The sequence below is a fragment of the Polaromonas eurypsychrophila genome (genome assembly GCF_014641715.1).
Lineage (GTDB): Bacteria > Pseudomonadota > Gammaproteobacteria > Burkholderiales > Burkholderiaceae_C > Polaromonas > Polaromonas eurypsychrophila.
Genome location: NZ_BMIG01000009.1, coordinates 1 through 24,617 on the forward strand (window position 1 = coordinate 1; position 24,617 = coordinate 24,617).

Consider the following 24,617-nt stretch of genomic DNA (forward strand, 5'->3'; position numbering starts at 1 on the left):
ACCCAATACTTTCGAGCAACAATCGGCATTCAAACTACCTATCGGCTTGTGCGAAATAACTTGACCAGCACAGTGTCCCAGTCTAACGTCGGGTATCGAGTCTTCAGGTATTCATCTAGGTAATGTTCAATGATGAGATGACAGGACAGGACAGAAAGTAGCCGAGCAACTCATAGTCCACGTTCTCAAGGCGTTGCCATGTGACATTGCCGTCTCGGATGTCACCCACCAGCGGAGGAAGACCGGTTCGCTTCATACGATGTCTATCACGTGAAATGACCGGCCGCCGATCGGCGGTCGTCCTTGATGGATGGGTTGGGCCGCATTACTGTGAAATGTCTGAGCCGACTGGAGAGGGGGCGCGTTCTTGGTCATGACCGGCGCAGTTTAGACGTCAAGCAGTTATTCTGCAATTTCCCAGCATCAAATCGGCCTCGAGCCCCCCTACCGCCTTCGCAAGCAGCTATCAAAACAGAGCGAACGAAAACAGGTGGCAACCCTCAGTGCCCCATCTTCGACGCGACCAGAAACCTCGACACCATGTTGCAGGCGTCAATGGTGACCATCACGTTCACGGTCTGACGATCGTCCGGATAGCTGGGCAACGGGTCGAAAAGTGCGTCACGCCACCGAAGCATGCAGCCGCAGTCCAAGCGCCTGTGCGACCTTGAGAACGGTGGCAAAGCTAGGGTTTCCGTTTTCGCTCAGCGCCTTGTAGAGGCTTTCGCGACTGAGGCCGCTGTCGCGAGCGACCTGTGTCATTCCTTTTGCACGTGCCACGTCGCCCAAGGCGCGGGCGATGCCGGCGGCATCGTCGGGCGCATCGGTGAGCCATGCGTCCAGGTAAGCCGCCATCTCCTCGGGCGTCCGAAGTTGCTCGGCCACGTCGTAGGGAACCGTTTTGGTTTTTGCGGATGCGGTATTTGAAGCGGTGGGCATTTCAACAACTCCTAAAGATTTCTGGCAAGCGCTATCGCGGAACGGATGTCGCGCTGCTGGCTCGATTTGTCACCGCCAGCCAGAAGCACAATCAGTTCACCGTCGCATTCCGTGTAATACACCCGGTAGCCAGGACCGAGATCAATTTTCAGTTCCGATACGCCGTCGGACAAATGCCGATGTTGACCGGGGTTGCCATGCGCCAGGCGGTCAACACGCACCTGGATACGTGCGCGCACTGCCTGATCCTTGAGGGCGTTAATCCATTCCAGGTAAACCGCAGTGGTCTGCACGTTCATAAGAAATTGTATCCTATGGACTACATCAGTGATGGCAGCTATTTCAGGTATTAAAACCATTCAAACCCAACGGCCCTGTACGTATCGACGCTTGATGGGGAAATCAGCCCCTGCCCCCCGCCCCACCTACGCCAGAAGCTATCAAAAACAGAGCGAAATACGGCGATCCGGCCAGTATCTTGGGGCGGCCAAGGCAGCCCACTTCAAATCGCCTGGACACGCCCCATGTCCGGCCGCCGCAACCACTCCTGCAACTCATCCACCAGTTGCGCGCTCGCCATGACGGCGGTGCGCCAGGCTTTCATGCGGCTAGCCAGGTCGGTGCCGTAGCGCATAAAGTCGTTGCGATCGGGCGGCTTGCCGTTGGGCAGCGTTTTGACCCAAGCCGGATCGGGCGCCAGCAGCACCATGTTGTCCAGAAAGGGGGTGGAGCCGTGACGCCACTTCAGGCCTTTGTCGAGCCAGCCGGGCACCACGGCTTTCTGAAAGTGCGGGTACAGCACCAGGCCCGCCGGTTTCGAGTCATTTTTACCTGCAGCCCTCGTCCCGCTTGCGCTACCAGCTATAAAAAACAGAGCAAGTGGGCAGGCGGACAGCCCTCAGTGCCCCATCCCAAGCGCCACCAGAAACCTCGACACCATGTTGTAGGCGCCAATCGTGACCATCACATCCACAGTCTGGCGTTCGTCCAGGTGGCTGCGCACCTTGTCGTAGAGCGCGGTCGGTACCTCGATGTTGCGCGTCACCACGTCGGTCAGTGTGATCAGCGTGTGTTCCAGATCGCTCAGGCCAGGGCCCAGTTTTTCGGGATCGCCGAGTGCGTCAATTTTTTCCTGCGTGGCGCCGGCTTTTATCGCGATCGGCACATGGGCTTCGTACTCATAGGTGGCGCGGTTCAGCACGGCGACACGGATGATGACGAGTTCGCGCAAATCGGCAGGCAAGGTGTTCTTGTTGCGCACCGCCGTCAACAACTGCTCCCAGCCGTGGGCCATGGGTGGGCTGTTGAGCAGCACCTGGTACAGCGGTGAGACGCGGCCGCGCTGGGCGGCGATGGTGGCTTCCTGTTCGGCCAGTTCGGGCCGGGAGCCGGGGGTGATCGGTGCGATACGCATGGGAAATCCTTGAAATGAAAACGGTCAGTCGCAGCGCACGGACATGCCGCCGTCCACCACCAGTTCGGCGCCGGTGATAAAACGCGCTTCGTCCGAGGCCAGAAACAGGACCGCGTTGGCGGTGTCGCGGCCGTCGCCCATGAAAGGCAGTGGAATCCGCGCCTGGCGTTGTTTGAGGATGGCCTGCACGTCGCCGCCGGTGCGCTGTTTGGCCAGGCGCACATCGACCATGGGTGTGTAGAGCTGGCCGGGGATCACGGTGTTCACGCGTATGCCCTTGCCGGCGTACTGCACCGCCACCACGCGCGAGAACTGGATCACGCCGGCCTTGGCCGCGGCATAAGCGACTTGTGGCGCGCCGGTCCAGCGTGTGGCCGAGGTGGAGGCCAGGTTCACGATCGCGCCCTGCCCGGCCTGCTCCATCAGCGGCAACACGTGTTTGCAGGTGAGGAAGACACTTTTGAGGTTGCGGTCGATTTGTGTGGCCCAGACTTCTTCACTCATCTCGACCGGCCCGCCGGCGGCCGAGCCACCGACGTTGTTGACCAGGATGTCGATGCCGCCGAAACGCGCGACACAGGCCGCGACGGTCGCGGCGATCGATTCGCTGCTTGTCACATCACAGATGCCGGTTTCAATCTCGCCGCCGGCCGCGCGCGCCAGGGTGACGGTTTCTTCCATGCTTTCCGGGTTCAGGTCCACCGCAAAAACACGCGCGCCTTCTTCAGCCAGCCGCACCGCGATCGCGCGGCCATTGCCCCAGCCGGGACCCACGGAACCGGCGCCGGTGACCAGCGCCACTTTGCCTTCAAGTCTTTTGCTCATTGTTTATTCCAGAAGGGTTAACCGAAGGGCACTCATACCCTGCCCACAAAATCTGTCATCCCGGACTCGATCCGGGATCCATGCCGCACCGGACCACGAGGCATGGATTGCGGGTCAAGCCCGCAATGACAAAGTCAGGCCTCATACCACCATGGGTGTGTTGGCGCCGTCCATCGCGACGATGGCGCCAGTAACGTAGCTGGCGCGTGGCGAAGCCAGGAAAACCGCCACGTTGGCGATTTCCTCGGGCTCCGCCGGACGGCCCAACGGCAGATTGACGCCGGGTCGACCCGGCTCGGGCCGACCTTCGGTTTGCGCCAGCCGGGTTTCGGCGTCCAGCCGCGCGCGCAGCCGTTCGGTCAGCACCTGGCCCGGATTCAGCGCGTTGATGCGCACGCCCTTGCTCGCATAGGCGGCGGCCAGACCGGCGCTGACCAGCATCAGCGCGGCATTGGCGGCACCGCCGGCCAGGTGTGTGGGGTTGGCGACCTTGCCGCCGGCGCCGACGATGTTGATGATGACGCCGCTGCCGCGCTGGCCCATGCGCTTGACCAGCGGATCCATCATGTGGATGTAGGTGAAATACTTGGCCTGCATCGCGTCGTGCCAGGCCTGCGGATGCAAATCAGCCGGCGCCGTGCGTTTGGCCGCACCCGCGCAGTTGACCAGGATGTCCACCGGTCCATGCGCCGCTTCCACCGCATCGAGCGCGGCCTGGGCGGCGGCCGCGTCCTGCAGGTCGGCTGCAAAAAAGGCGATGCGCCAGCTGGCTTCAGGCAAAACCTGCTGCAGGCTGGACGCGGCAAGTTTGAGGCCGTCCTCGCTGCGCGAGACCAGGCTGACTCTAGCGCCCTCCTGGAGAAAACCCAGCGCGCAGGCGTAGCCTATACCCTTGCTGGCGCCGGTGACCAGCACATGTTTTCCGTCAAGCTCCAGATTCACAGCTCAGCCTCGCTTGACCAGCAGGCCACCGTCCACCGGGATCAGCACGCCGGTGATGTATTGCGCCTCGTCGGAGGCAAGGAACACCGCGGTATTGGCCACGTCCCAGGCCGTGCCCATGCGTTGCATCGGCACCAGCGCCTCGCGTTCGGCGCGCACCACTTCGCGCGAGACACCTCGCTCCTTGGCACGTCGCTCGATGGCCATGGGCGTGTCGATCAGGCCCGGCAGGATGGCGTTGGCGCGCACGCCAAAAGCCGCGTTTTCCATCGCGATGTGCTGGGTCATGGTGTTGACCGCGCCCTTGCTGGTTTTGTAGGTCAGGGTCGGGCGCGCAGCCATCGACGAGGTCGAGGAGATGTTGATGATGCTGCCGGATCTTTGCGCAATCATGTGCGGCAGCACGTGTTTGCAGGTCATGAACATGCCCTTGAGGTTCATCGCCATGATGGCATCCCAGATCGCCACTTCCAGGTCCACCGTTTTCTTGTCCCCACGCGACTGGCCGACGTTGTTATGCAGGATGTCGATGCGGCCATAACGCCCCACGCAGGTGTCGGCAATCTTTTTGCACTCGTCCTCCTGCGTGATGTCGGCCACCAGGATGGAGGCCTGGCCCCCGTAAGCCGCCAGTGCGTTGCCGGTTTCCTGGGCCCAGGCTTCGTTGATGTCCACCAGCAGCAGGATCGCGCCTTCCTGCGCAAAACGCTCCGCGGTGGCGCGGCCGTTGCCCACGGTGTCGCCGGGCTGCTGGCCCGCGCCGACGATGATGGCGACCTTACCGGCGAGCCGGCCCTTGCTTGTTGTCATATGCTGCTGTCTTTCAGGATGGGGACCCGGGTGCCGGGGCATGCACTCCGCGACCGTTCGTCGGAGCTTGTCGAAGGGGTTCGACAGGCTCAACCCGAGCGGGGAATACCAAAAATCAGTCGATGGTGAGCTTGCCTTCGAGCACGACCTTGCGCCAGCGAACTTCTTCTGCGCGCAAATAGGTCGTCAGTTCCTGCGGCGTGCCGACGGCGGCGACCAGGCCTTCACTCTCAACACGGGTGCGGAACACCGGCGCCTCGGTCGCCTTGCGGACGGCGGCATTGAGTTTGGCCACCACGTCGGGCGGCGTGCCGCCGCTGGCGAATACCGCGTACCAGACGTCGGCCTCGTAGCCCGGCAGGCCGGACTCGGCCATGGTCGGCACCTGTGGCCACTGCGGCGAGCGTGCGGTCGAGGTCACGGCTATCGCGCGCATCTTGCCGGCTTCGACAAACTTGCCGACGCCCGCGGCGGTGGCGAACACGAAGTCGATCTGGCCGCCCAGCAGGTCGGTATAGGCCGGGCCGGCGCCGCGATACGGCACATGGGTCAGGTCCACCTTGCCCATCATCTTGAATAACTCGCCGGCCAGGTGCACGGCCGTGCCGTTACCGGAGGAGCCGTAGGTCAGCTTGCCCGGGTTGGCGCGCGCGGCGGCCAGCACGTCCTTGATGGTTTTGTAGGGGCTGTCGGTGCGTGTGACCAGCATGTTGGGGCCGCGGCCGACCAGCGCCACATTGGCAAAGGACTTGTCGGTGCTGTAAGGCAGGTTTTTCACCAGGCTGGTGTTGATGGCATGCGCCGAGGTGGTCAACAACAGGGTGTAGCCGTCGCCGGGCGCCTTGGCCACCATGTCGGAGCCGATGACGGTGCCGCCCCCCGGTTTGTTCTCGACGATTACCGGCTGGCCCAGCTCCTTGGCCATGCCTTCTGCCAGCGTGCGGGCCACCAGGTCGGTGCCGCCGCCAGCGGTGAAGGGCGCGACGATGCGAATGACGCGGGACGGGAAGGCCTGCGCCGAGGCACTGGCGGGCGCCAGGGTCATCAAGGCCGGCAATGCGAAACTGGCAAAGCTGGCCAAACTGCTTATGGTCAGCAGGATGCGGCGACGGGCGCCGGTGTGCAGGGTGTTCATGTCTTTGTCTCCGTTGGAATACCGCGCAAAACAACTCACCCGGCTGGGACCCAGTCTAGACGTCCAAAAGACCTCGGTTATGAATTTTGGGAAAAGCTCTGTTTCCCGGCCTACACACCCGCCGTGGACAAAAGCTCACACAGCCAGCAAGTGCGCCAGCAGCGCACCGGCCTGGGGCGATAACGCATCGACGTCGCGCGCACATACATAGAGCTGGCGCGCCGCCCAGGCATCGGTCAGCGGCAACACCACCAGGCCGAGCCGCGCCTCGTAGTTGCGCGCAATGCCCTCCGGCATGATGGCCAGGCCCATGCCCTCACGCACCATGGCGCAACGCGCCTCGGGATTGGACACCTGGGCCCGCACCCGCAGCGGGCGCGAGATAGTCGCGCCGGCCAGCGTCAGGAACTCGTCCAGGCTGTGGCGTGGGAAATTGCCGAGGAAGTCGTAATCCAGCGCTTCGTCGAGACGCAGGCTGGTGCGTTGCGACAGCGGGTGCCCGACCGGGACCACCAGACCGAGACGGTCGGTGCGGTAAGGCATGGACACCACGCCCGAGGACGGGTGCTCGGCATGGTAGATGCCGATGTCGGCCTGGCCGTCGGCCACCATGCGCGGCACGTCGTAACTGAAGGCCTCGACCAGGTCCACGCGCGCGGCCGGCACCTTGCGCGCAAAGGCGCTGATATCAGCCGGCAGGAACTGAAGAACGGTAGAGGAATTGGCCACGAGGCGGATGTTGGGCACACCACTGCTCGCGAACGCAGCCAGCGATTGCCGGGCCTGCGCCACGTTGCGCAGGATGGCCTTCGCCTGCTGGTAGAGCATGGCGCCGGCCGGTGTCGGTTCTACGCCGCGGCCGTGGCGGCGCAGCAGCGTGGTGCCCAGCCGGCGCTCCAGTTCGGAGATGCGTTTGCTCGCGGCCGAGGTCACCAGGTGAACGCGTTCGGCCGCGCGCGAGAGGCTTTTTTCCTCAATCGCGGCAATCAGGATTTCAAGCGAGGACAGGTCCATGACAGATTATTGGCCTTGTGTGTAATTGCGCTGGATGCGCCGGTGGCAAAACGCTTCGTGCGGTGCGCCGCCCCGGAGCAGCAGCACAGCCGCGCTACACCTGCCTTGCAGGAAATTCCGGGATTTCGCATGCGAGCAGCCGTGCAATTCCGCACAAAACGTGCCTTTCGTCGTAGACGGTCGGGATCAGAAATTCTTGACAATTTTCTTGCGCAACGATTCCGGCAGGCTCAGGTTCGCCGGGTCCCAGCCTTCAATTTCCAGGATCCGGGTCAGGCATTGCTCCATGAGTTCATGAGATTGCGCGGCAGCGGCCGCTATGGTCTCGTGTACCAATCGGTCGTTGGCCATGTCATTGGCGCAGTTCATCTGGTAGTCATGCAACTCGCGCAATTCGAAGAGCGCGCGGCATACTTGCGCCGGGCAGGCGCATTGGTAAACCAGGGACTGATCAATCACTTTGCTCAGTTGAGCGGCGCTGTATGTTTCTTGCATGATTCAGATTCCAGTGGCAGTTTCGGTTTCGGTTTCTGGGGCAGGATTCAGGGCGACACAATCGACGCCTGCATCAAAGCCACGAATGGACACGCGTCCGATCGGCCTAGTGACGGGATGGGTGAAACGGGCCGCTGCGTAGGCTTGTTGGGTTGCGACGACCTCGCGGGCATTGGCCATGCTGCAAAGACGGGCAGCCAGATGCACGCTGGCCCCAATCACGTCGTATTGCTGCTTTTGCCCTGCCCGGCTGGAGTCGCCCACCAGGCCGGCCAGGATCAGCCCTCCCGCCACGCCAATTCCGTAGGGGAAAATCTGCTGGCATCCGTTGTCCGCCAGCTCCACGGCACAACGCATCGCCAGATAGGATTTCCCCATCCCGCGGAAAACGGCCAAAACGCCATCGCCAGTGAATTTGATGACAGAACCTTCATAGTCGCGCACCAGCCTGGCCTGGATGCTCAGGGTCTGATTGAGCTGCCTGAAAAACTCCCGTGGCGGCAGTTGGGTGATCATCTCGGAAGAGCGACGAATGTCGGTAAACAGCACCGTGCCTTCAAAAAGCTCGACCTCGCCGGAGGGATTACGGTCCATGGCGGACAACGCATCCTCGGGCAACAGGTTTTCAAGTCGCGCAGCCTTGATTTCCATCGCGCGGCTGGCCTGTTTTCCCTGGACCAGATTACCGAGTGCGCCCCTGAAACGCTGTATCAAAAACGGTTTTTCGAGGATGGCATCCACCGCGCCGGTGTCGCGGCTCCAGCTGCGCAGCCGCTTGATGGCCGGCCCCGCGGAAGCGATGGCCAGAATGGCCGTGTGCGGAGCGATCATCCTGATCAGTCGACAGCTTTCCAGGCTCTCAGGAAGATCGAAGTGGTAATTGAAAACCACCAGATCCGGCGTGTTGCCAGCCACTGACTGGGCCAAGCCGGAAACATCGGAGATGTGCACGACCCGGGTAAAGCCTTGCGCCTGGATGTCAGCCATCAACATGGCAGCCGTGACCGGATCGTGGTCCATCACCAGCAGTTGCATATTGTTTTCGCTTGCCATTGGCTTGGGGTCCGAACTCTCTTGGTGTCTTGGGCGTGAGGGATGTTTCCTGACTGCCCATGCTCTGAACGACCTTAGCACAGGGTCTGAAGCCGTGCTGGTTGCGCTGGGTCTGCCTGTGCAGAGAACATGCCGTTGCGGTGACTTACAGCTTGTGCAACTGTCCCATGTCCGGCCGCGCCAGCCATTCCTGCAACTCATCGACCAGTTGCGCACTGGCCGTGACGGCGCTGCGCCAGGCCTTCATGCGACCGGGCAGGTCGGTGCCGTAACGCAGAAAGTCATTGCGGTCCGGCAGCTTGCCGTTGGGCAGCGTTTTGACCCAGGCCGGATCGGGCGCCAGCAGCACCATGTTGTCCAGAAAGTGGGTGGCGCCGTGACGCCACTTCAGGCCTTTGTCGAGCCAGCCGGGCACCACGGCTTTCTGAAAGTGCGGGTACAGCACCAGGCCCGCCGGTTTCGAGTCATTTTTACCTGCAGCCCCCGTCCCGCCTGCGTGAGCAGCTATCAAATCAGAAGCGTAATTGAGGTGCAGGTGGTAGTCGGTGATGCCGCCGTCCCAGTAAGCGCCGGGCGGCGCGCCGGGAATGTCGCGCACCGAACGCAGCATGAAGGGGATGGAACAACTGGCCTGCAGCGCCGGGTTGAAGTTGGCCTCGCAAAGTGCCACCTGGCGCGTGCGGTAGTCGCTGGTGGCGAACGGCAAAGGCGCTTGCTGGCTGGAAAAAACCACCCGCTCCAGCCAGGCACCCATGGCCTTGCGGTGCACGCAGTTTGTCAAAAACGCGCCCAGGTAACCGAGCGGTGTGCGCAAGCTGTGTTCACGGCCCAGCAGATGGCGCCCGCGTGAAGTCACGATGTGCAGGCGGTAACGCGGGTGCTGCAGCACCTCCTGCACGCGGCCGCCGTAAAACACCGCCAGGCTCTGGCCGAACTGCTCGCTGACCAGCCGGGCGCTGGGCCGCTTGCGGCCGGGCTCGGGCGCAAAATCCTGCGCAATGTAGTCGTCTTCCAGTCGCTGGAAAGCTTCCACCGGGTTGGTCAGGCAGGCCGTCGCCATGCGCCAGGCGCCGATCGATGCGCCGACCAAGTGCACCGGCTGGTCACTGGCGGCCAGCCACTCTCCGAAGATGAAACGGTCCAGCGGGCCCAGCACCAGGCCCTTGGGGCCGCCTGCCGCGCCCGGCACCACCCGCACGTCCTGCGCTTGCAAGCCATGTTCGGCGATGTGCTGGCGCGCGGTGGGGCCGGCGTAAATGCGGAGGGCTGGCACGGGTCTGATTTCTGGTTGCTATTATTTTGGTAGCTGCTTGCGCCCGACTGTCATGGGCTGAGGGCCTATTTGACTATGAAAAGTGATTCATGGCTGTCTGCAGGGAGACTGCACTATTTCTTGAGTCCCGCCAGCTTGCTGAAGGCAGATTCCATGGCGGTTGATGCTGCGGGTTGCGGCGCCCGGTTCTGCCCGCCGCCGTAATTGCCGCCGCGGTTCGGGTTCTGGCCCGGCCGCACGCCCTCGAAGCGGTTGTCGCGCGGCGCGTCGCGGCGTGCCGGGGCGGCGTCCAGCTTCATGGTCAGGGCGATGCGTTTGCGGGCCACGTCGACCTCGGTCACGCGCACTTTCACGATGTCGCCGGTCTTGACGACTTCGCGGGCATCGGTAACAAACTTGTTGGACAACTGGCTCACATGCACCAAACCGTCCTGGTGCACGCCGATGTCGATGAAGGCGCCGAAAGCAGCCACATTGCTGACCGTGCCTTCCAGCGTCATGCCTTCTTTCAAATCCTTGATGTCTTCGACGCCGTCATTGAAACGCGCCACCTTGAAGTCGGGGCGCGGATCGCGGCCCGGTTTTTCGAGCTCGGCGATGATGTCCTTGACAGTGATCACGCCGAACTGCTCGTTGGCAAACAGCTCGGGTTTCAGCGTCTTGAGCATGTCGGCGCGGCCCATCAACTCGGCCACCGGTTTGCCGGTGTGCGCCATGATTTTCTCCACCACCGGGTAGGTTTCCGGGTGCACGCCAGTCATGTCCAGCGGGTTGCTGCCCGCGGCCTGGCTGCGCAGCCGCAAGAAGCCAGCGCTTTGTTCAAAGGTTTTGGCGCCCAGGCCGCTTACTTTCAGCAAGTCGGCCCGGCTGGCAAAAGCGCCGTTGGCGTCACGCCAGCGCACCACGGCCTTGGCCACGGTGTTGCTCAGCCCCGAAACCCGCGCCAGCAGTGGCACGCTGGCGGTGTTCAGGTCCACACCGACGCTGTTGACGCAATCCTCGACCACGGTGTCCAGGCTGCGCATCAGGTCGCTCTGGTTGACATCGTGCTGGTACTGGCCGACGCCAATCGATTTGGGATCGATCTTGACCAGTTCGGCCAGCGGGTCCTGCAGGCGGCGCGCAATACTCGCGGCGCCGCGCAGGCTCACGTCCACATCGGGCATCTCCTGGCTGGCGAATTCGCTGGCCGAATAAACCGAGGCGCCGGCTTCGCTGACCACGACTTTTTCGATCACCTGTTCGACTTTTGCCATGCCTTTGATCAAATCGGCGGCGAGTTTGTCGGTTTCGCGGCTGGCCGTGCCGTTGCCGATGGCGACCAGGTTCACGCCGTGTTTTTCGCAGAGTTTGGCCAGGGTGTGCAGCGAGCCGTCCCAGTCCTTGCGCGGCTCATGCGGGAAGACGGTGGAGGTTTCGACCAGCTTGCCCGTGGCGTCGACCACCGCGACCTTGACGCCGGTGCGTATGCCGGGGTCCAGGCCCATGACCACACGCGGGCCGGCCGGTGCGGCCAGCAGCAGGTCGCGTAGGTTGTCGGCAAACACCTTGATCGCGACTTTTTCAGCCTCTTCACGCAGGCGGCTGAACAGGTCGCGCTCTATCGACAGGCTGAGCTTGACCTTCCAGGTCCACCCCACGCATTTGCGCAGCAGGTCGTCGGACGCCCTGCCCTTGTGGCTCCAGCCGAGGTGGATGGCGATTTTTCCCTCCGCGATGCTGGGTTTGCCGGGCTCAGGGATCTCGGGCAGCAGCAGTTTGGCGTCAAGAATCTCCAGCCCGCGGCCACGGAACACCGCCAGCGCGCGGTGCGAAGGCACGCGGCCTATCGGCTCGTCGTAGTCGAAGTAATCGCGAAACTTGCTGTTGTCCGTGTTGTTTTCATCCTTGCCGGTGACCAGTTTGGACGCTAGCAGCCCGTCGCTCCACAACCACTGGCGCAGCATCTGCAGCAGCGTGGCGTCTTCGGCCCAGCGTTCACTGAGGATGTCGCGCACACCGTCGAGTACCGCTTGCACTGTGGTGAAGTCGTCGCCGCTTTCCATTTTTTCGGCCTTGACGAAGGCCAGGGCCTCGTCCGCCGGCACCAGTGAGGGGTCGGCAAAAAGTTTGTTGGCCAGCGGTTCTATGCCGGCTTCGCGCGCCATCTGACCCTTTGTGCGGCGTTTCTGCTTGAAGGGCAGATACAGGTCTTCCAGCTCCTGCTTGGTCGGCGCGGCGGCAATCGCGGCCGCCAGCTCCGGCGTGAGTTTGCCCTGCTCGGCGATGTTTTTGAGCACGGCTTCCCGGCGTTCTTCCAGTTCGCGCAGATAGCCGAGGCGGAACTCGAGTTCGCGCAGCTGGATGTCGTCGAGCCCGCCGGTGACTTCCTTGCGGTAACGCGCGATAAATGGCACGGTGGCGCCGCCATCGAGCAGCTCGACCGCCGTTTTGACCTGGTGCTCCTGGACCCTGATTTCTGCGGCGATCTGGCGAATGATTTTTTGCATGGAATTTCTGGAATGCGCTGGGAGAAAGGGGGCGAGTTTGCCACATGCCGCTGCACCGACCGGCGCCCAAAGTCCGCTACCATGTTCACCTCCCCCACCCACTCTTCTCCATCAAGCAGCACACAGGACATTCATGGCAGTCGAACAAGGCAGTGAGCTGGTCAAAGTGGTGGTTTTGCTGGGCGCCGGCGTGCTCGCCGTGCCGCTTTTCAAGCGCCTGGGCCTGGGTTCGGTGCTCGGTTACCTGGCCGCAGGCCTGGCCATCGGCCCCTTCGGCATGGGGTTTTTCAGCGAAGCCGCTACGATATTGCATGTCGCCAAATTAGGCGTTGTATGTTCCTGTTTGTGATCGGGCTGGAGATGCAGCCGACCCGGCTCTGGAAACTGCGTCGCGAGATTTTCGGCTTGGGCCTGATGCAGGTGCTGGTGTGTGGCGCGCTGCTGACGCTGGTCGGCGTGGTCGCTGGGCTCAAGCCGCCGGTGGCCTTTATTGCTGCCATGGGTTTTGTGCTCTCGTCCACCGCCATCGTGATGCAACTGCTCGACGAGCGCGGCGACACCTCGACACCGCGCGGCCAGCGCATGGTCTCCATCCTGCTGCTGGAAGATCTGGCCATCGTTCCGCTGCTGGCCATCGTCGCCTTCATGGAGCCGGACACCGCCGACGGCGTCTCGCGCTGGGTGACTATTGGTGCGGCGCTGGCCGCCATCGTCGGCCTGGTGGCGGTCAGCCGCTGGCTGCTGAACCCGCTGTTTCGCATCCTGGCCAAAGCCCATGCGCGCGAGGTCATGACTGCCGCGGCGCTGCTGGTGGTGCTGGGTTCGGCACTGGCCATGCAGTGGGGCGGGCTGTCCATGGCCATGGGCGCGTTTGCCGCCGGTGTGATGTTGTCGGAATCAACCTTCCGGCACCAGCTCGAAGCCGATATCGAGCCCTTCCGCGGCATCCTCCTGGGCCTGTTTTTCATGGGGGTCGGCATGTCGCTGGACATCCCGCTGGTGCTGGCCGACTGGCCGCTGATTCTGGGCGGTGTGCTGGCCTACATGGTGTTCAAGGGCATTGGCATCTACGCCGTGGCGCGTGTCACAAAATCCAGCCATGGCGATGCGCTGCAGCGCACGGCGCTGATGGCCCAGGGCGGCGAGTTTGCCTTTGTGCTGTATTCGGCTGCGGCGGCCGCCGGCATTGTCGAGGCCAGTATCAACGCGGTATTGACGGCGACCATCATCATCTCGATGGCGCTGACCCCGCTGGCGGTGTTTGCGCTGCGCTGGGTCACACCGGCCGAGCCCGAGCCCGACCTGGACGGCATCGAAAGTGTCGAGGAAGCGCGCGAGATCAAGGGCAGCGTGCTGATCATCGGTTTCGGCCGCTTCGGCCAGATCGCCAGCCAGGCGCTGCTGGCGCGCGGCATCGACATTGCGCTGATTGAAAACGATACCGACATGATCCGTAGCGCGGCGCAGTTCGGCTTCAAGGTGTACTACGGCGACGGCACACGCATGGACGTGTTGCATGCCAGCGGCGCCTCGCATGCGCGAGCCATCCTGGTTTGCGTGGACAAGAAAGACGCTACCACCCGCATCGTCGAGCAGGCCAAGCGCGAGTTTCCGCTGACGCCCATCCTGGCGCGCTCCTTTGACCGGCAGCACGCTATCGAGCTGATCCGCCGTGGCGTGGATTACCAGATGCGGGAGACCTTCGAGTCGGCCATGGCCTTCAGCAGCGCTGCCTTGCGCCAGCTCGGCGTGGCCGATGCCGAAGTCCTCGAGATCGCCGAGGACATCCGCCGCCGCGATGCCGAGCGCCTGCAGTTGCAACTGGCCGGTGACATCCAGAGCGGCATCACGCTGATGCACGGTGGCCGCTGGACCCCGACGCCGCTGACCAAACCCAGAAAAACCGCCAAAGCACTTAACGAAGAGGCCGCGGATGCGATGGAGGACCTGCCGAGGAAGAGCGCATCGCCTGCGGGGCAGTCCGCCAGCCGCTAACGGGGGGCCTGCAGACAGGCTTTTTTCCTACAGACACGCGCGCCTGAGCCGGGGGATGATGAAAGCTTTAATTTTTGGAGTTTCAGCATGCGTATCCGAACCATTGTGTTGATTGTTGCCATTGCGCTGATGGCGGGTTTTGCGGCGCTGAACCTTGACGAATTTACCCGGCCGTCGCTGTTGAGCCTGGGCTTCACCACGGTGCAGGCGCCGCTGGGCCTGGTTTTGCTGGTGCTGCTGGTGGCCGCGCTGCTGGTGTTTCTGGCGACCACGCTGTACATCCAGAGCGCCCATTTGCTTGAAACCCGCCAGACCTCGCGCGAGCTGCACGCCCAGCGCGAGCTGGCCGACAAGGCCGAGGTCTCACGGTTTACCGAACTGCGCAGCTACCTGGAAGCGCAGGCTGTCGCCGCCAACCAACGTGAAGCCACCCATGCCACGGTGCTGACCGAACGCCTGGCACAAACACAGCAGGCCATTGCAGTAAAAATCGACCAGTCCGGCAACACCCTTGCCGCCTACATTGGCGAGCTGGAAGACCGGCTGGAAAGCCGCGATGGTGTTCGCCGAGCGCCCGTGCGCTCAGATACACCGCCGCTAATTTAGTCACCTTGCGGCAGTAAGAAGGCGCCCCCTTTCGCGACCAACGGAATCACCCATCAAAAGGACTCCGGACATGGTTACATTTGCTCCTAAAATCATAGCTGCTTGCGCTTTATCAGCATGGCTGTATGCCACATTTCGGCTGCAAGACCTGTGCACCGCCAGTTCCGGGCCGCAAGTCACACCTGTGCTGGAGCTGGACACCTCCGAAGGCTGCAGTTCCTGCCCCCCCCGGCCGACAGATAGGCCTCGACTTTCAAGGGCAAAGACCTGGTCCTGCAGGCTCTTCACGTTGGCTACTGGGACTACATTGGCTGGGTGGACCGTTTTGCCGCGCCGGCCTATACCCACCCGCAATGCGAAGTCGCCGTCAACAACCGCATGCGCAACATCTACACGCCGCAAGTGGTGGTCAATGGCCGCGACTGGCCGCAATGGGGCAACGCTCAATCGCGCATTTAAGGGTACGCGCGACACCGCGCGTACCCACCTCAGCATCAAACGTCTGGCGGACGACCAGTTCGGGGCGACGGTGACGCTCACAGCCGCCCCGGGCGCCACGCAGCCCGGGGCTGCCTGCTGGACGGTGACCGAACACGGCCACAACTCGAAAGTCAAAACCGGTGAAAACGCTGGCGAATTTTTAAAGCACGACTTTGTGGTGCGCCAGTACATCCAGGCGGGCAAGTAAAAAAAACAACGCCTCACCCACAAAACTGGGCTTTCGCAGCATTGCCGCGACGCCCGGCCATGAGCGCCAGATCAACCTGGTGGTGTTTGAGCCACAAAGCGGCAAAACCCTGCAGGCGCTGAGCCTCCAATGCAAGGCTTGATAATCCGCCTATAAGAAAAACGCTTTTGTTGCTGGCCTCGCACCTGGCGGTGCTGCTGACCGGTTTTGCGCTGGGCATTTACCTGCTGCCCATCCTGACTGCGCCCATGACCCCTTCCGAGGCATTGGTCCAGTCGATTGCCGGCCAATCGCATTTTTGGGGCCAGTTTCGCCGTGACCTCACCGGCAGTAACCTGTTGCACTGGGGCGAAGGCGAAATCTCCGTGGACAAACAAACCATTGCGTTAATGAGCAAGGTCTCGCCCGGCCCCGACTACAAGCTCTACCTGGTGCCGGAGTTTGTTGAGAACGAAGCCCAGTTTCTCAAAGTCAAGGCCCGCTCCGCGCGGCTTGGCGACATCAAGACTTTCGAAAATTTCATCGTGCCGGTGCGCGACGGCGTGGATGTGGCGCAGTACACCATGGTACTGGTCTGGTGCGAGACGTTTTCGGAATTCATCTCGGCAGCAAAATACCGCTAAGCGGTCTCCTCTCCCAGAAGTTTGGGCGCAAATCATGCGTTTCTCAGGGTAAAGCCGATGCGCCTGGACGTGAAGCGGGGCTAATCTCTGGCGCTGACATTACCTTGATCGGATCCTCATGAGCACCTCCCCGCGCCTTTCTTTCACTTGGGCCACCGGCCTGGCCGCAAGCAGCCTGCTTGTTCTGGCGGGATGCGCCGCCTGGGCGCCGCCCGACCCCGTGGCAGTGATCCAGCGCGCCGAAACGGCCATGGGGGGCGGTGCAGCACTCAACACGCTTCGCTACGCAGGTAGCGGCACCGGAGCCACCTTTGGCCAGGCTTACCAGCCCGGCACCTCCTGGCCAAAAATCACCGTCAGCAGTTTCTCGCGGCTGGTGGACTACCGCAATGCCGCCCTGCGCCAGGATGCCGCTGTGACCCGCGCAGAGCCGGCCGGCGGCGGTGCCTTGCCACTGATGGGGCTGGGCGAGCAGCGCAGCACAGGCATGCTGCAGGGCGCCTGGGCCTGGAACATGGTGGGGCCAGCACCCGTGGCATCGCCGGTGGCGCTGGACGGGCGTATCCATGACCTCTGGACCACACCGCACGGCGTGCTCAAAGCGGCGCTCAAAAACAAGGCCACGGCCGGCACTCGCACTGTGGATGGCAGGACTTACACCACTTTGTCTTTTACCGAGCCGGGCCGGTTTGAGGCCACGGCTTACGTCAACGCGGAAAATTTGGTGGAACGTATTGACTCGCGCCAGCCCCATCCGGTGATGGGCGACACCGATTCGGTCATTGTTTTTTCGGCTTACAGAGACTATGCGGGCGTCAAATTTCCCGGCCGCATCCGTCAAACCATGGGGGGCTCGGATATTCTGGACCTTCAAGTGAGCGAGGTGCAGGTCAACCCGGCCAGCGATCTGGTGGCGCCCGAGTTGGTGCGCCAGTTTGCCGAGCGCGTCGCAGTTGAAAAAGCGGCCGAGGGTATCTGGTTTCTGGCCGGTGGCTCACACAACAGCGTGCTGATCGAAATGAAGGACCACACTGTGCTGGTCGAGGCACCACTGTACGACGGCCGTGCCGGCGCGGTGCTGGCCGAGGTGCGGAAACTTGTGCCAGGCAAACCCCTGCGTTATGTTGTCAACTCGCACCACCACTTTGACCATGCGGGTGGCCTGCGCACCGCTGTGGCTGAGGGCGCGACGCTGCTCACCAGTGCCAACGCCAAGCCCTGGTGGGACAAAACGATGGCCAATGCCAACCGCATCCGGCCCGATGCCCTGACCCGCTCAGCGCGCAGCGCCTCTGTTGAAGGCGTCACTGGCAAGCGCACCCTGAGCGACGGCGTGCGTACCGTGGAAATTCATGAAATTCAGGGCAGCGTCCATGCCCAGGGCTTTCTGATGGTGTACCTGCCCGCCGAGAAAATCCTGATTGAGGCCGATGCCTACACGCCCAGCCCACCCAACTCGCCCGCACCGGCCCAACCCAATGCCAACCACGTGAATCTGGTGCAGAACATCGAGCAGAACCGGCTTACGGTGGAGCGCATCCTGCCGCTGCACGGCCGCATGGTGGTTCTCGCTGATCTGATGACGGCGGTCGGCAGGAAATAAAGCCCCCACGGTCGCTCACTGCGTGTAGCCTGCGGCATCTCCCTGCCCCTTTCACAATCAAAGGGGCCACTGCGCCTACGGCCCGGCGAAGCCGGTTCCGCGGCCCTGGCTTGAAGGGAAAACTTCCACCCATGCCGCGCCCGACAGGTTTCAGGCTTCGCGCAGTGCTTTCTTCAATTCTTCGCCGAGCTCGGGCTTGTGCGCAAACGGGCTGGTCGGGTTGCGCGCCTGCATGATGTCTTCCAGCCGCGTCTGCACCGAACCGATCGCCTTGGGATGGCTGTAGATGTAGAACTGGTTGGCAGCCACCGCGTCAAACACCTTCTGGGCCACATCTGCGGCAGTCACCTTGCCGGACCCCACCGCCTTGTCGCTCATGGCCTGGCCGATGAGCTGGCTGCGCGTGGGTTTGGCCGCTTCCAGCTCTCCCGGCCGGTTGCGGTGGCTCTGGCTGATGCCGGTGGGCACAAAGAAGGGGCACAACACCGAGGCGCTGATCTGGTCAGTCACCAGCGCCAGGTCCTGGTACAAGGACTCGCTCATGCTGACCACCGCATGTTTGCTGACGTTGTAAATGCCCATGTTGGGCGCGTTCAGCAACCCGGCCATGCTGGCAGTATTGACGATGTGGCCTTGCCAGGCCGGGTCTTTTTTCGCGGCGTCGAGCATCATGGGCGTGAACACCCGCACGCCGTGGGCCACACCCATCAGATTGACGCCGATGACCCATTCCCAGTCTTTCAGCGTGTTCTCCCAGATCAGGCCCCCTGCCCCCACGCCGGCGTTGTTAAAGACAAAATGCGGCGCACCGAAACGCATAAACACCGCCTGACCCAAAGCTTCGACCTCGGCAGCTTTGGACACATCAAGCCGGAATGGCAGGACCTGCGCGCCAGTCGCTGATATTTCGGCCACCACCTTATCGAGTGCATCTTGCTGCACATCGGCCAGCACCAGGTTCATGCCCAGTCGGGCGCCTATGCGCGCGCACTCCAGGCCAAAGCCCGAGCCTGCACCCGTGAGAACTGCTGTTTTGCCTTTGAAATCCGTGATCATCACTAACTCCTCGATTAAGTCAAATGGGGCGCAGCATCTCGATGTGAGGAATGCCGTCTTCGATATAAGGCAGACCGGCCACCTGGAAGCCGTCTTGCAGGTAAAACTTTTCCAGCCGGGCCTGCGCCCCTATGCGTATCGGCTGCGAACCCCAGTGCTCAAACACACAGGCCACCGCTTGACCCATAAGCACGTGACCCGCACCCTGGCCGCGCAACGCCTGGCGCGTGATGACGCGCCCTATGCTGGCCTCGGAAAACTTCACACCAGGGGGAAAGCAACGCGCATAGGCCACCAGCTCGCCGTCCGCATTGCCCAGAAGATGCACGGCCTCATGGTCGGTGCCGTCCATATCCTGGAAAACGCAGTTTTGCTCGATAACAAACACTTCGGTGCGCAGCTGCAAGACCGCATACAAGTCGCGGGCACACAGGGCGTCAAAGGGCACGGCCCGCCAGTCCAACCCGCTCATGCCGGTGCGACGGCCTTCAGTGCATAACCGATGCGCGGAAAATGCACGTGTACCTTGCCGGCACGCTCATCGGTGCGGCCCAAGGTGTAATGCGTGCGGGTTGCAGCGATCAGTTCGCCCTCGGTCGGCTCGGGTCCAAAAATTTCAGCCGTGATGCTGACGCGACTGCCCAGCGCAATGCCGTGATCGTCCTGGAAGGTGCTGTCGCGCAGCAAACCGCGGCCCACCGCCATGGGCTGCGCCGCGGCCGCAATGGCAATCGCACTGGTGGCGTCAAATTTTTCCATCGTCCCCGGTCCGATGGCGTTCATGCGGGCCATCCATTCGAGCACTGCCGGCGTGTGCTCCAGAATATCGGCGACCACGGGTGTACGTACTTTGGTAAACCACAGCGGGTGATAGGCTGAAAAGTCAGCGATACACGGCACCTGGCCCAACAGGAAAGGCTGGTCGTCGAGCATGTCGGACAGGCGCCGCAAGTAGGACTTGTAAGCTGCTGCCGCGTCCGCCGGGCGCAGGCGTGTCATGTTGAGGCTCATGGCCTTGCGGTCTTCGCCAAAGGCTTGGGCGGCTTCGGGCGGCGCTCCGGCAAACATGTGCGCCGCACCCTTGGGGCCGAGGTTGTGCGCCATGGCAGCCCAGAACAGCGTGCCGTCCGCCCACTGCGCGATGGTGCGCGCCAGACCCTTGGACGGCTCGGGGTAGATCGAGGGCGTGGGCTGCAGGTGCTCCAGCACGTCACAGATCAGCGCGCTGTCGCAATAGATGTCGGCGCCGACCTGCAAGAACGGTGTCTTGCGGTAGCCGCCGGTCAGGGCCAGCACATCAGGCTTGGGCATGATGCTCGGGATCACCACCGACTTCCAGGCGAGCTTTTTGTAGCCGAGGATCAGGCGGACTTTCTCCGAAAAGGGTGAAGTTGGGTAGTGGTGAAGAATCAGATCGGCCATGGGAGCTCCAGTTGTCCGTCATCCCGGGCTTGACCCGGGATCCATGACGGTAGGTGAAAAATGGATTGCGGATCAAGTCCGCAATGACAAGAACCCGTTTTCATTGCGGCATGGCGCGCTGGACCAGCGCGTCGAAATCCACACCTGCGCCCAGCGTGCCAAAGGCTTGTCCCCAGTTGCCGGCCAGGCGCGAATCGCAGAAGGCGCCGAACACGGCGGCGGGTGCGGTCTGGTACAGCAGCGCTGCCTGAACGGCAAGTGCCACGTCCTGCGCCAGCCGGCGCGCCTCGATTTCAGTGGCCATCTCTTCCGCACGTGTTGGCAAGGCAGCGGTCAGGCGGTCCAGCGCGGGGTGCCCGCCTTTGACCGGCGCCAGTTCGTGCGCCAGCGCGGCGGCGGCATCGCCCTTGCGCAGCGCGCGCAGCAGGTCCAGCGCCATGATGTTGCCGGCGCCTTCCCAGATCGAGTTAAGTGGCATCTCGCGGTAGATGCGGGCCATGATGCCTTCTCCGCCCGCCTCCACATAACCGTTGCCGCCCAGGCACTCCATGGCTTCCTGGGCGAAGTGGCTGCCGCGTTTACATATCCAGAACTTGGCAACCGGCGTGAGCAGCCGTGCCATGGCTTGCTCATGGGGGTCGGCTGGATGGTCAAAAGCACGCGCCAGACGCATGGACAGCGCGGTGGCCGCTTCGGATTCGAGTGCCAGGTCGGCCAGCACGTTGCGCATCAGCGACTGGGCGATCAGCGGTTTGCCGAAGGCCTGGCGTTGGGCGCAGTGATTGAGCGCAATGCTCAGCGACTGCCGCATCAGGCCGCTGGTGCCCAAAGCGCAATCGAGCCGCGTCATCGTCCCCATTTCGAGGATTTGCGGAATGCCGCGCCCTTCTTCGCCGACCAGCCAGGCGGTGGCGCTTTCAAACTCCACCTCAGAGCTCGCGTTGGCCTTGTTGCCGAGCTTGTCTTTCAGCCGCTGGATGTGAATGGCGTTGAGGCTGCCATCGGGCAATACCCGCGGCAGGAAAAAACAGCTCAGTCCAGCCGGCGCCTGCGCCAGCACCAGGAAGGCGTCGCACATGGGTGCCGAAAAAAACCATTTATGCCCAGTCAGCCGGAAGCGCCTGCCCCAGTGGTCGCTGCCGTCCGGCACGGCCTGCGTCGTGTTGGCGCGCACGTCGGAGCCGCCCTGCTTCTCGGTCATGCCCATGCCCATGGTCACACCGGTTTTTTCGGAGAACAACTTCAGGGCTGGGTCGTAGTGGCGGCTGGCGAGTTTGGGCGCCCAATCGGCGTGAAGGGCGGCATTGCTGCGCAAAGCCGGTGTGACCGCGTAGGTCATCGAGATCGGGCAGAGTGTCGAGGGCTCGAGCTCGGTAAACAGCATGAACCCCGCTGCCCGCAGAGTATGCGCCCCCACGCTTTTCGCTGCGCGTAATGCGCTGCCCCCCGCGGGGGCTGTACTTGCTTGGGGCGGCCCAGCGCGGCGCACGTCGGTGGTTCCTACGCTTTCCGCCTGGCTTGCCCACGGTGTGCCATGCAAGCCCGCGCCCACGGACAACTTCATCAGCTCGTGATAGCCCGGGTGAAACTCGACCTGGTCCACGCGTCGGCCAAAACGGTCATGGCTGTGCAGCACAGGTGTGTGGAGGTTGGCCAGGCGCGCATGGGCCTGCATGTCCGCGCTGCCGAGTCTGGCGCCCAGTGCCGACAGCTCGGCGGTCGCCAGCGATGGCGCGTTGAATTTCAGTGCATCGCGCAGCGGCCGGTTGGTCTCGAACAGCTTGTAGTCGACCAGCGGCGCTGGCTGGTTGAAGACGTCGTGGGTCATGTGCACATCCTTTCGGCCGCGCAGTAGCCGATCAGACGAGTTTGACCAGTTGCTTGCCGAAGTTCTTGCCTTTGAGCAGGCCCAAAAAGGCCTCCGGCGCGGCGGCAAGTCCTTGTGCAATGGTTTCGCGCGGCTTGAGCTTGCCGGCGCCGACCATGGCGCCGAGCTCCTTCAGCGCTTCGGGCCAGACTTCCATGTGTTCGCTGACGATAAACCCCTGGATCTTCAGCCGGTTGGTCAGGATCAGCTGCGGGTAGCTCATGGGCAGCGGCTGGCCGTCATAGCCCGCGATCATGCCGCACAGCGCGATGCGGCCGAATGCGTTCATGCGCGACAACACGGCGTCAAGGATCATCCCGCCGACGTTTTCAAAATAACCGTCGATGCCGTCGGGGCAGGCTTGCTTGAGCGCTTTGGACAGCGACGCCGCATCCTTGTGCTCTTTGTAGTCGATACAGACATCGAAGCCGAGCTCATCGACGGCGTATTTGCATTTGTCCGGACCACCGGCAATGCCGACAGCGCGGCAGCCTCTCGCTTTGGCCAATGCGCCGAAAGCACTGCCCACCGCTCCTGTCGCGGCGCTGACCACGACCGTCTGCCCGGCTTTCGGTTCTATGATTTTCACCAGGCCGTACCATGCGGTCACGCCGGGCATGCCAACTGCGCCGAGGTAATGCGAAAGGGGCACATGGGTGGTGTCCACCTTGCGCAGCGCACCAGGCTGGTTGGCATCCACCACGCTGTACTCCTGCCAGCCGCCCATGCCAACGACCTTGTCACCCGCGGCGAATTTCGGATTCTTCGACTCGACTACCTCACCGGCGGTGCCGCCGCCCATGACCTGGCCCAGCGCCTGCGGCTGGGCATAACTCTTGGCGTCGTTCATGCGGCCGCGCATGTAGGGGTCCAGACTCATGAAATGGTGGCGCACCAGCACCTGGCCGTCCGCTAAAGCCGGCGTGTCGCTGCTGACAAGCTTGAAGTTTCCCGCGACGGCTTCGCCCGATGGGCGGTTGTCGAGAAGGATTTGCTGGTTGCTGGGCATGGGAGTCTCCTGAAATGCTATAAATTTAAGAGCTGCTCACGCCCACTGGATATGGGCTGGAGCACGATTTGTCTAGTTAAAGACATGGGCTGACTAGTCCGTCGAAATCACGGCATGGAGCGGGTTGACGCCCTTTCCCACGGCCAGGCGCTTGACGTATTTGAAGGTGCCGGTGGCATGCGAACAAATCCGGCCTTCAGCGTCGTACACCGTGCCTTCGGTAAACGCCATGGTCGCGGTGCGGTGGATCAGCCGGCCTTTGGCCGTCAGCTTGCTGCCGTCGCCGGGCGCCGGCCGCATGAAGCTGGTTTTCATTTCGATGGTGACGACCCCCATGTCCTGCTGGACACTTCTAGCAGCCGTCGCCATCACCACGTCCTGCAAGGTCATCAAGGCGCCGCCGTGTGTTACATGAAAGGAGTTCAGATGTTCGGGCAAAGGTGTGTAGTCGATCTGCGAGGCCCCGCCCTCGAACAGCACGAGCTCGAACCCGAGGTGATGAACAAAGGGAATCTCGACGCCGAAGTTCATTCCTAGCCGCCCGTTACAGAAGAAACGCCGCCGTCTACTGCCAGCCACTGCGCGGTGATATGTTTGCCGGCGTCCGACGCATAGAGGACACACAGGCCCTTGAGGTCCTCGTCGTCGCCCAGGCGACCCAGCGGTGCATGGGCAGCTAGTTTTTCCTCGCCCAGGGCTTTGAGCGTGCCGACCGTCATTCGGCTCGGAAAAAAGCCCGGGCAGATGGCATTGACCGTGATGTTGTACTTGCCCCATTCGCAGCCGAGCGCACGCGTGAAGTTGATGACCGCGCCCTTGGATGTGTTGTAGGCCACGGTGGTCATCTCGGGCGGGTTGCCGCCCAGGCCCGCGATGGAGGCGACGTTGATGATGCGGCCGGAGCGGCGCGCAATCATGCTGTGTTTGGCGATGTGCTGGCTCAGTATGAAGTAGCCGCGGATGTTCAGGTTCATGACCTTGTCCCAGGCCTCCACAGGGTGGTCTTCAGCCGGTGCGCCCCAGGCTGCACCGGCGTTGTTGACCAGAATGTCCACCTGCCCCATGCGCTTGATCGTCTCGTCAGCCAAGCCCCGGATATCGGCTTCTTTCGAGCAGTCGGCGGCAATCCAGTCCACCGCGATGCCGGCAGCTTTGAGCGTGGCGGCCGATTCCTCAAGGTCTTCGGCCTTGCGCGAGCTCAGCATGATTTTTGCGCCGGCCTCGCCCAGCGCCTGCGCCAGTTGCAGGCCCAGTCCGCGCGAGCCGCCGGTGACCAGGGCGGTTTTTCCGGTCAGATCAAACAGTTGCTGAATGGTACGGGTCATGGTCGGATTCCTTGCTGTTTGAAAAAGTAGCAGT

Annotated in this window: 24 protein-coding genes and 2 pseudogenes; 6 read left to right on the top strand and 20 right to left on the bottom strand. The window is 62.6% G+C overall.

Features of this window, described 5'->3' with window-relative positions; genetic code table 11:
• Positions 1-621: 621 nt before the first annotated feature.
• The 13 genes and pseudogenes from IEX16_RS12700 to IEX16_RS12760 all read right to left on the bottom strand — a co-directional run bounded on the left by IEX16_RS12700 (position 622) and on the right by IEX16_RS12760 (position 12,389).
• Entirely contained in the window at positions 622-939 is a 318-nt protein-coding gene (locus IEX16_RS12700; protein WP_188708859.1) for an addiction module antidote protein, read from the bottom strand.
• An 11-nt stretch (positions 940-950) separates the two neighbouring features.
• Positions 951-1,238, bottom strand: a complete 288-nt coding sequence (locus IEX16_RS12705; protein WP_188708860.1) for a type II toxin-antitoxin system RelE/ParE family toxin — start codon at positions 1,236-1,238, stop codon at positions 951-953.
• A gap of 203 nt (positions 1,239-1,441) precedes the next feature.
• A pseudogene (locus IEX16_RS12710) lies at positions 1,442-1,747 on the bottom strand (phospholipase); the annotation flags it as partial.
• A gap of 90 nt (positions 1,748-1,837) precedes the next feature.
• Positions 1,838-2,353, bottom strand: coding sequence for a carboxymuconolactone decarboxylase family protein (locus tag IEX16_RS12715; RefSeq protein WP_188708861.1), 516 nt, complete (start codon positions 2,351-2,353; stop codon positions 1,838-1,840).
• A 24-nt stretch (positions 2,354-2,377) separates the two neighbouring features.
• Positions 2,378-3,178 (bottom strand): SDR family NAD(P)-dependent oxidoreductase, encoded by an 801-nt coding sequence (locus IEX16_RS12720; RefSeq protein WP_188708862.1) that lies wholly within the window; start codon positions 3,176-3,178, stop codon positions 2,378-2,380.
• A 141-nt stretch (positions 3,179-3,319) separates the two neighbouring features.
• The gene (locus IEX16_RS12725; RefSeq protein ID WP_188708863.1) at positions 3,320-4,120 is read right to left on the bottom strand and encodes an SDR family NAD(P)-dependent oxidoreductase; all 801 of its coding nucleotides are present in this window, start codon (positions 4,118-4,120) and stop codon (positions 3,320-3,322) included.
• Positions 4,121-4,123: 3 nt separating this feature from the next.
• Positions 4,124-4,930 (bottom strand): SDR family NAD(P)-dependent oxidoreductase, encoded by an 807-nt coding sequence (locus IEX16_RS12730; protein WP_188708864.1) that lies wholly within the window; start codon positions 4,928-4,930, stop codon positions 4,124-4,126.
• Positions 4,931-5,045: 115 nt separating this feature from the next.
• Complete coding sequence (locus IEX16_RS12735) at positions 5,046-6,065, bottom strand: tripartite tricarboxylate transporter substrate binding protein (RefSeq protein ID WP_188708865.1); 1,020 nt, start codon at positions 6,063-6,065, stop codon at positions 5,046-5,048.
• A gap of 135 nt (positions 6,066-6,200) precedes the next feature.
• Positions 6,201-7,079 (bottom strand): LysR family transcriptional regulator, encoded by an 879-nt coding sequence (locus IEX16_RS12740; RefSeq protein ID WP_188708866.1) that lies wholly within the window; start codon positions 7,077-7,079, stop codon positions 6,201-6,203.
• Between the two features lie 186 nt (positions 7,080-7,265).
• Positions 7,266-7,574, bottom strand: coding sequence for a hypothetical protein (locus tag IEX16_RS12745; RefSeq protein WP_188708867.1), 309 nt, complete (start codon positions 7,572-7,574; stop codon positions 7,266-7,268).
• Positions 7,575-7,577: 3 nt separating this feature from the next.
• Complete coding sequence (locus IEX16_RS12750; RefSeq protein WP_188708868.1) at positions 7,578-8,627, bottom strand: adenylate/guanylate cyclase domain-containing protein; 1,050 nt, start codon at positions 8,625-8,627, stop codon at positions 7,578-7,580.
• Positions 8,628-8,772: 145 nt separating this feature from the next.
• Positions 8,773-9,900 (bottom strand): patatin-like phospholipase family protein, encoded by a 1,128-nt coding sequence (locus IEX16_RS12755; protein WP_188708869.1) that lies wholly within the window; start codon positions 9,898-9,900, stop codon positions 8,773-8,775.
• A 113-nt stretch (positions 9,901-10,013) separates the two neighbouring features.
• Positions 10,014-12,389, bottom strand: a complete 2,376-nt coding sequence (locus IEX16_RS12760) for a Tex family protein (RefSeq protein WP_188708870.1) — start codon at positions 12,387-12,389, stop codon at positions 10,014-10,016.
• A gap of 133 nt (positions 12,390-12,522) precedes the next feature.
• Here IEX16_RS12760 and IEX16_RS12765 point away from each other — a divergent pair.
• The 6 genes and pseudogenes from IEX16_RS12765 (at position 12,523) to IEX16_RS12785 (ending at position 17,904) form a co-directional block, all read left to right on the top strand.
• Positions 12,523-14,384 (top strand): annotated as a pseudogene (locus IEX16_RS12765) (monovalent cation:proton antiporter-2 (CPA2) family protein).
• 87 nt (positions 14,385-14,471) lie between these two features.
• Positions 14,472-14,990, top strand: a complete 519-nt coding sequence (locus tag IEX16_RS12770; RefSeq protein WP_188708871.1) for a hypothetical protein — start codon at positions 14,472-14,474, stop codon at positions 14,988-14,990.
• A 315-nt stretch (positions 14,991-15,305) separates the two neighbouring features.
• Complete coding sequence (locus IEX16_RS20430; RefSeq protein WP_229676327.1) at positions 15,306-15,449, top strand: DUF1223 domain-containing protein; 144 nt, start codon at positions 15,306-15,308, stop codon at positions 15,447-15,449.
• Complete coding sequence (locus IEX16_RS20035) at positions 15,403-15,678, top strand: DUF1223 domain-containing protein (RefSeq protein ID WP_229676328.1); 276 nt, start codon at positions 15,403-15,405, stop codon at positions 15,676-15,678. The genes IEX16_RS20430 and IEX16_RS20035 overlap by 47 nt, the downstream gene beginning before the upstream one ends.
• Positions 15,679-15,848: 170 nt before the next feature.
• A complete protein-coding gene (locus IEX16_RS12780; RefSeq protein ID WP_229676329.1) occupies positions 15,849-16,301 on the top strand; it encodes a DM13 domain-containing protein in 453 nt (150 codons plus the stop codon).
• Positions 16,302-16,419: 118 nt separating this feature from the next.
• On the top strand, positions 16,420-17,904 hold the full coding sequence (locus IEX16_RS12785; RefSeq protein ID WP_188708872.1) for an MBL fold metallo-hydrolase: 1,485 nt from the start codon (positions 16,420-16,422) through the stop codon (positions 17,902-17,904).
• Between the two features lie 150 nt (positions 17,905-18,054).
• Here IEX16_RS12785 and IEX16_RS12790 read toward each other — a convergent pair whose 3' ends face one another.
• From IEX16_RS12790 to IEX16_RS12820, 7 genes are all read right to left on the bottom strand, one after another.
• Positions 18,055-18,960 carry an SDR family oxidoreductase gene (locus IEX16_RS12790; protein ID WP_188708873.1) on the bottom strand — a complete coding sequence of 302 codons (906 nt, stop codon included), beginning with the start codon at positions 18,958-18,960 and terminating at the stop codon, positions 18,055-18,057.
• Positions 18,961-18,979: 19 nt separating this feature from the next.
• Positions 18,980-19,432 (bottom strand): GNAT family N-acetyltransferase, encoded by a 453-nt coding sequence (locus IEX16_RS12795; RefSeq protein ID WP_188708874.1) that lies wholly within the window; start codon positions 19,430-19,432, stop codon positions 18,980-18,982.
• Positions 19,429-20,382: a glutathione S-transferase family protein gene (locus IEX16_RS12800; RefSeq protein WP_188708875.1), complete on the bottom strand. Its 954-nt coding sequence runs from the start codon at positions 20,380-20,382 to the stop codon at positions 19,429-19,431. The genes IEX16_RS12795 and IEX16_RS12800 overlap by 4 nt, the downstream gene beginning before the upstream one ends.
• Before the next feature lie 100 nt (positions 20,383-20,482).
• Positions 20,483-22,216: an acyl-CoA dehydrogenase family protein gene (locus IEX16_RS12805; protein ID WP_188708876.1), complete on the bottom strand. Its 1,734-nt coding sequence runs from the start codon at positions 22,214-22,216 to the stop codon at positions 20,483-20,485.
• Positions 22,217-22,241: 25 nt separating this feature from the next.
• Entirely contained in the window at positions 22,242-23,258 is a 1,017-nt protein-coding gene (locus IEX16_RS12810; RefSeq protein WP_188708877.1) for an NADP-dependent oxidoreductase, read from the bottom strand.
• A gap of 93 nt (positions 23,259-23,351) precedes the next feature.
• Complete coding sequence (locus IEX16_RS12815; RefSeq protein ID WP_188708878.1) at positions 23,352-23,789, bottom strand: PaaI family thioesterase; 438 nt, start codon at positions 23,787-23,789, stop codon at positions 23,352-23,354.
• 2 nt (positions 23,790-23,791) lie between these two features.
• Positions 23,792-24,583: an SDR family oxidoreductase gene (locus IEX16_RS12820; protein ID WP_188708879.1), complete on the bottom strand. Its 792-nt coding sequence runs from the start codon at positions 24,581-24,583 to the stop codon at positions 23,792-23,794.
• Between the last annotated feature and the right edge of the window lie 34 nt (positions 24,584-24,617).

Coding starts and splice junctions, on each gene's coding strand:
- IEX16_RS12700 (WP_188708859.1), bottom strand. CDS start 939: ATGCCCACCGCTTCAAATACCGCATCCGCAAAAACCAAAACGGTTCCC.
- IEX16_RS12705 (WP_188708860.1), bottom strand. CDS start 1,238: ATGAACGTGCAGACCACTGCGGTTTACCTGGAATGGATTAACGCCCTC.
- IEX16_RS12715 (WP_188708861.1), bottom strand. CDS start 2,353: ATGCGTATCGCACCGATCACCCCCGGCTCCCGGCCCGAACTGGCCGAA.
- IEX16_RS12720 (WP_188708862.1), bottom strand. CDS start 3,178: ATGAGCAAAAGACTTGAAGGCAAAGTGGCGCTGGTCACCGGCGCCGGT.
- IEX16_RS12730 (WP_188708864.1), bottom strand. CDS start 4,930: ATGACAACAAGCAAGGGCCGGCTCGCCGGTAAGGTCGCCATCATCGTC.
- IEX16_RS12735 (WP_188708865.1), bottom strand. CDS start 6,065: ATGAACACCCTGCACACCGGCGCCCGTCGCCGCATCCTGCTGACCATA.
- IEX16_RS12740 (WP_188708866.1), bottom strand. CDS start 7,079: ATGGACCTGTCCTCGCTTGAAATCCTGATTGCCGCGATTGAGGAAAAA.
- IEX16_RS12745 (WP_188708867.1), bottom strand. CDS start 7,574: ATGCAAGAAACATACAGCGCCGCTCAACTGAGCAAAGTGATTGATCAG.
- IEX16_RS12750 (WP_188708868.1), bottom strand. CDS start 8,627: ATGGCAAGCGAAAACAATATGCAACTGCTGGTGATGGACCACGATCCG.
- IEX16_RS12760 (WP_188708870.1), bottom strand. CDS start 12,389: ATGCAAAAAATCATTCGCCAGATCGCCGCAGAAATCAGGGTCCAGGAG.
- IEX16_RS12770 (WP_188708871.1), top strand. CDS start 14,472: ATGCGTATCCGAACCATTGTGTTGATTGTTGCCATTGCGCTGATGGCG.
- IEX16_RS20035 (WP_229676328.1), top strand. CDS start 15,403: ATGGCCGCGACTGGCCGCAATGGGGCAACGCTCAATCGCGCATTTAAG.
- IEX16_RS12785 (WP_188708872.1), top strand. CDS start 16,420: ATGAGCACCTCCCCGCGCCTTTCTTTCACTTGGGCCACCGGCCTGGCC.
- IEX16_RS12790 (WP_188708873.1), bottom strand. CDS start 18,960: ATGATCACGGATTTCAAAGGCAAAACAGCAGTTCTCACGGGTGCAGGC.
- IEX16_RS12795 (WP_188708874.1), bottom strand. CDS start 19,432: ATGAGCGGGTTGGACTGGCGGGCCGTGCCCTTTGACGCCCTGTGTGCC.
- IEX16_RS12800 (WP_188708875.1), bottom strand. CDS start 20,382: ATGGCCGATCTGATTCTTCACCACTACCCAACTTCACCCTTTTCGGAG.
- IEX16_RS12810 (WP_188708877.1), bottom strand. CDS start 23,258: ATGCCCAGCAACCAGCAAATCCTTCTCGACAACCGCCCATCGGGCGAA.
- IEX16_RS12815 (WP_188708878.1), bottom strand. CDS start 23,789: ATGAACTTCGGCGTCGAGATTCCCTTTGTTCATCACCTCGGGTTCGAG.
- IEX16_RS12820 (WP_188708879.1), bottom strand. CDS start 24,583: ATGACCCGTACCATTCAGCAACTGTTTGATCTGACCGGAAAAACCGCC.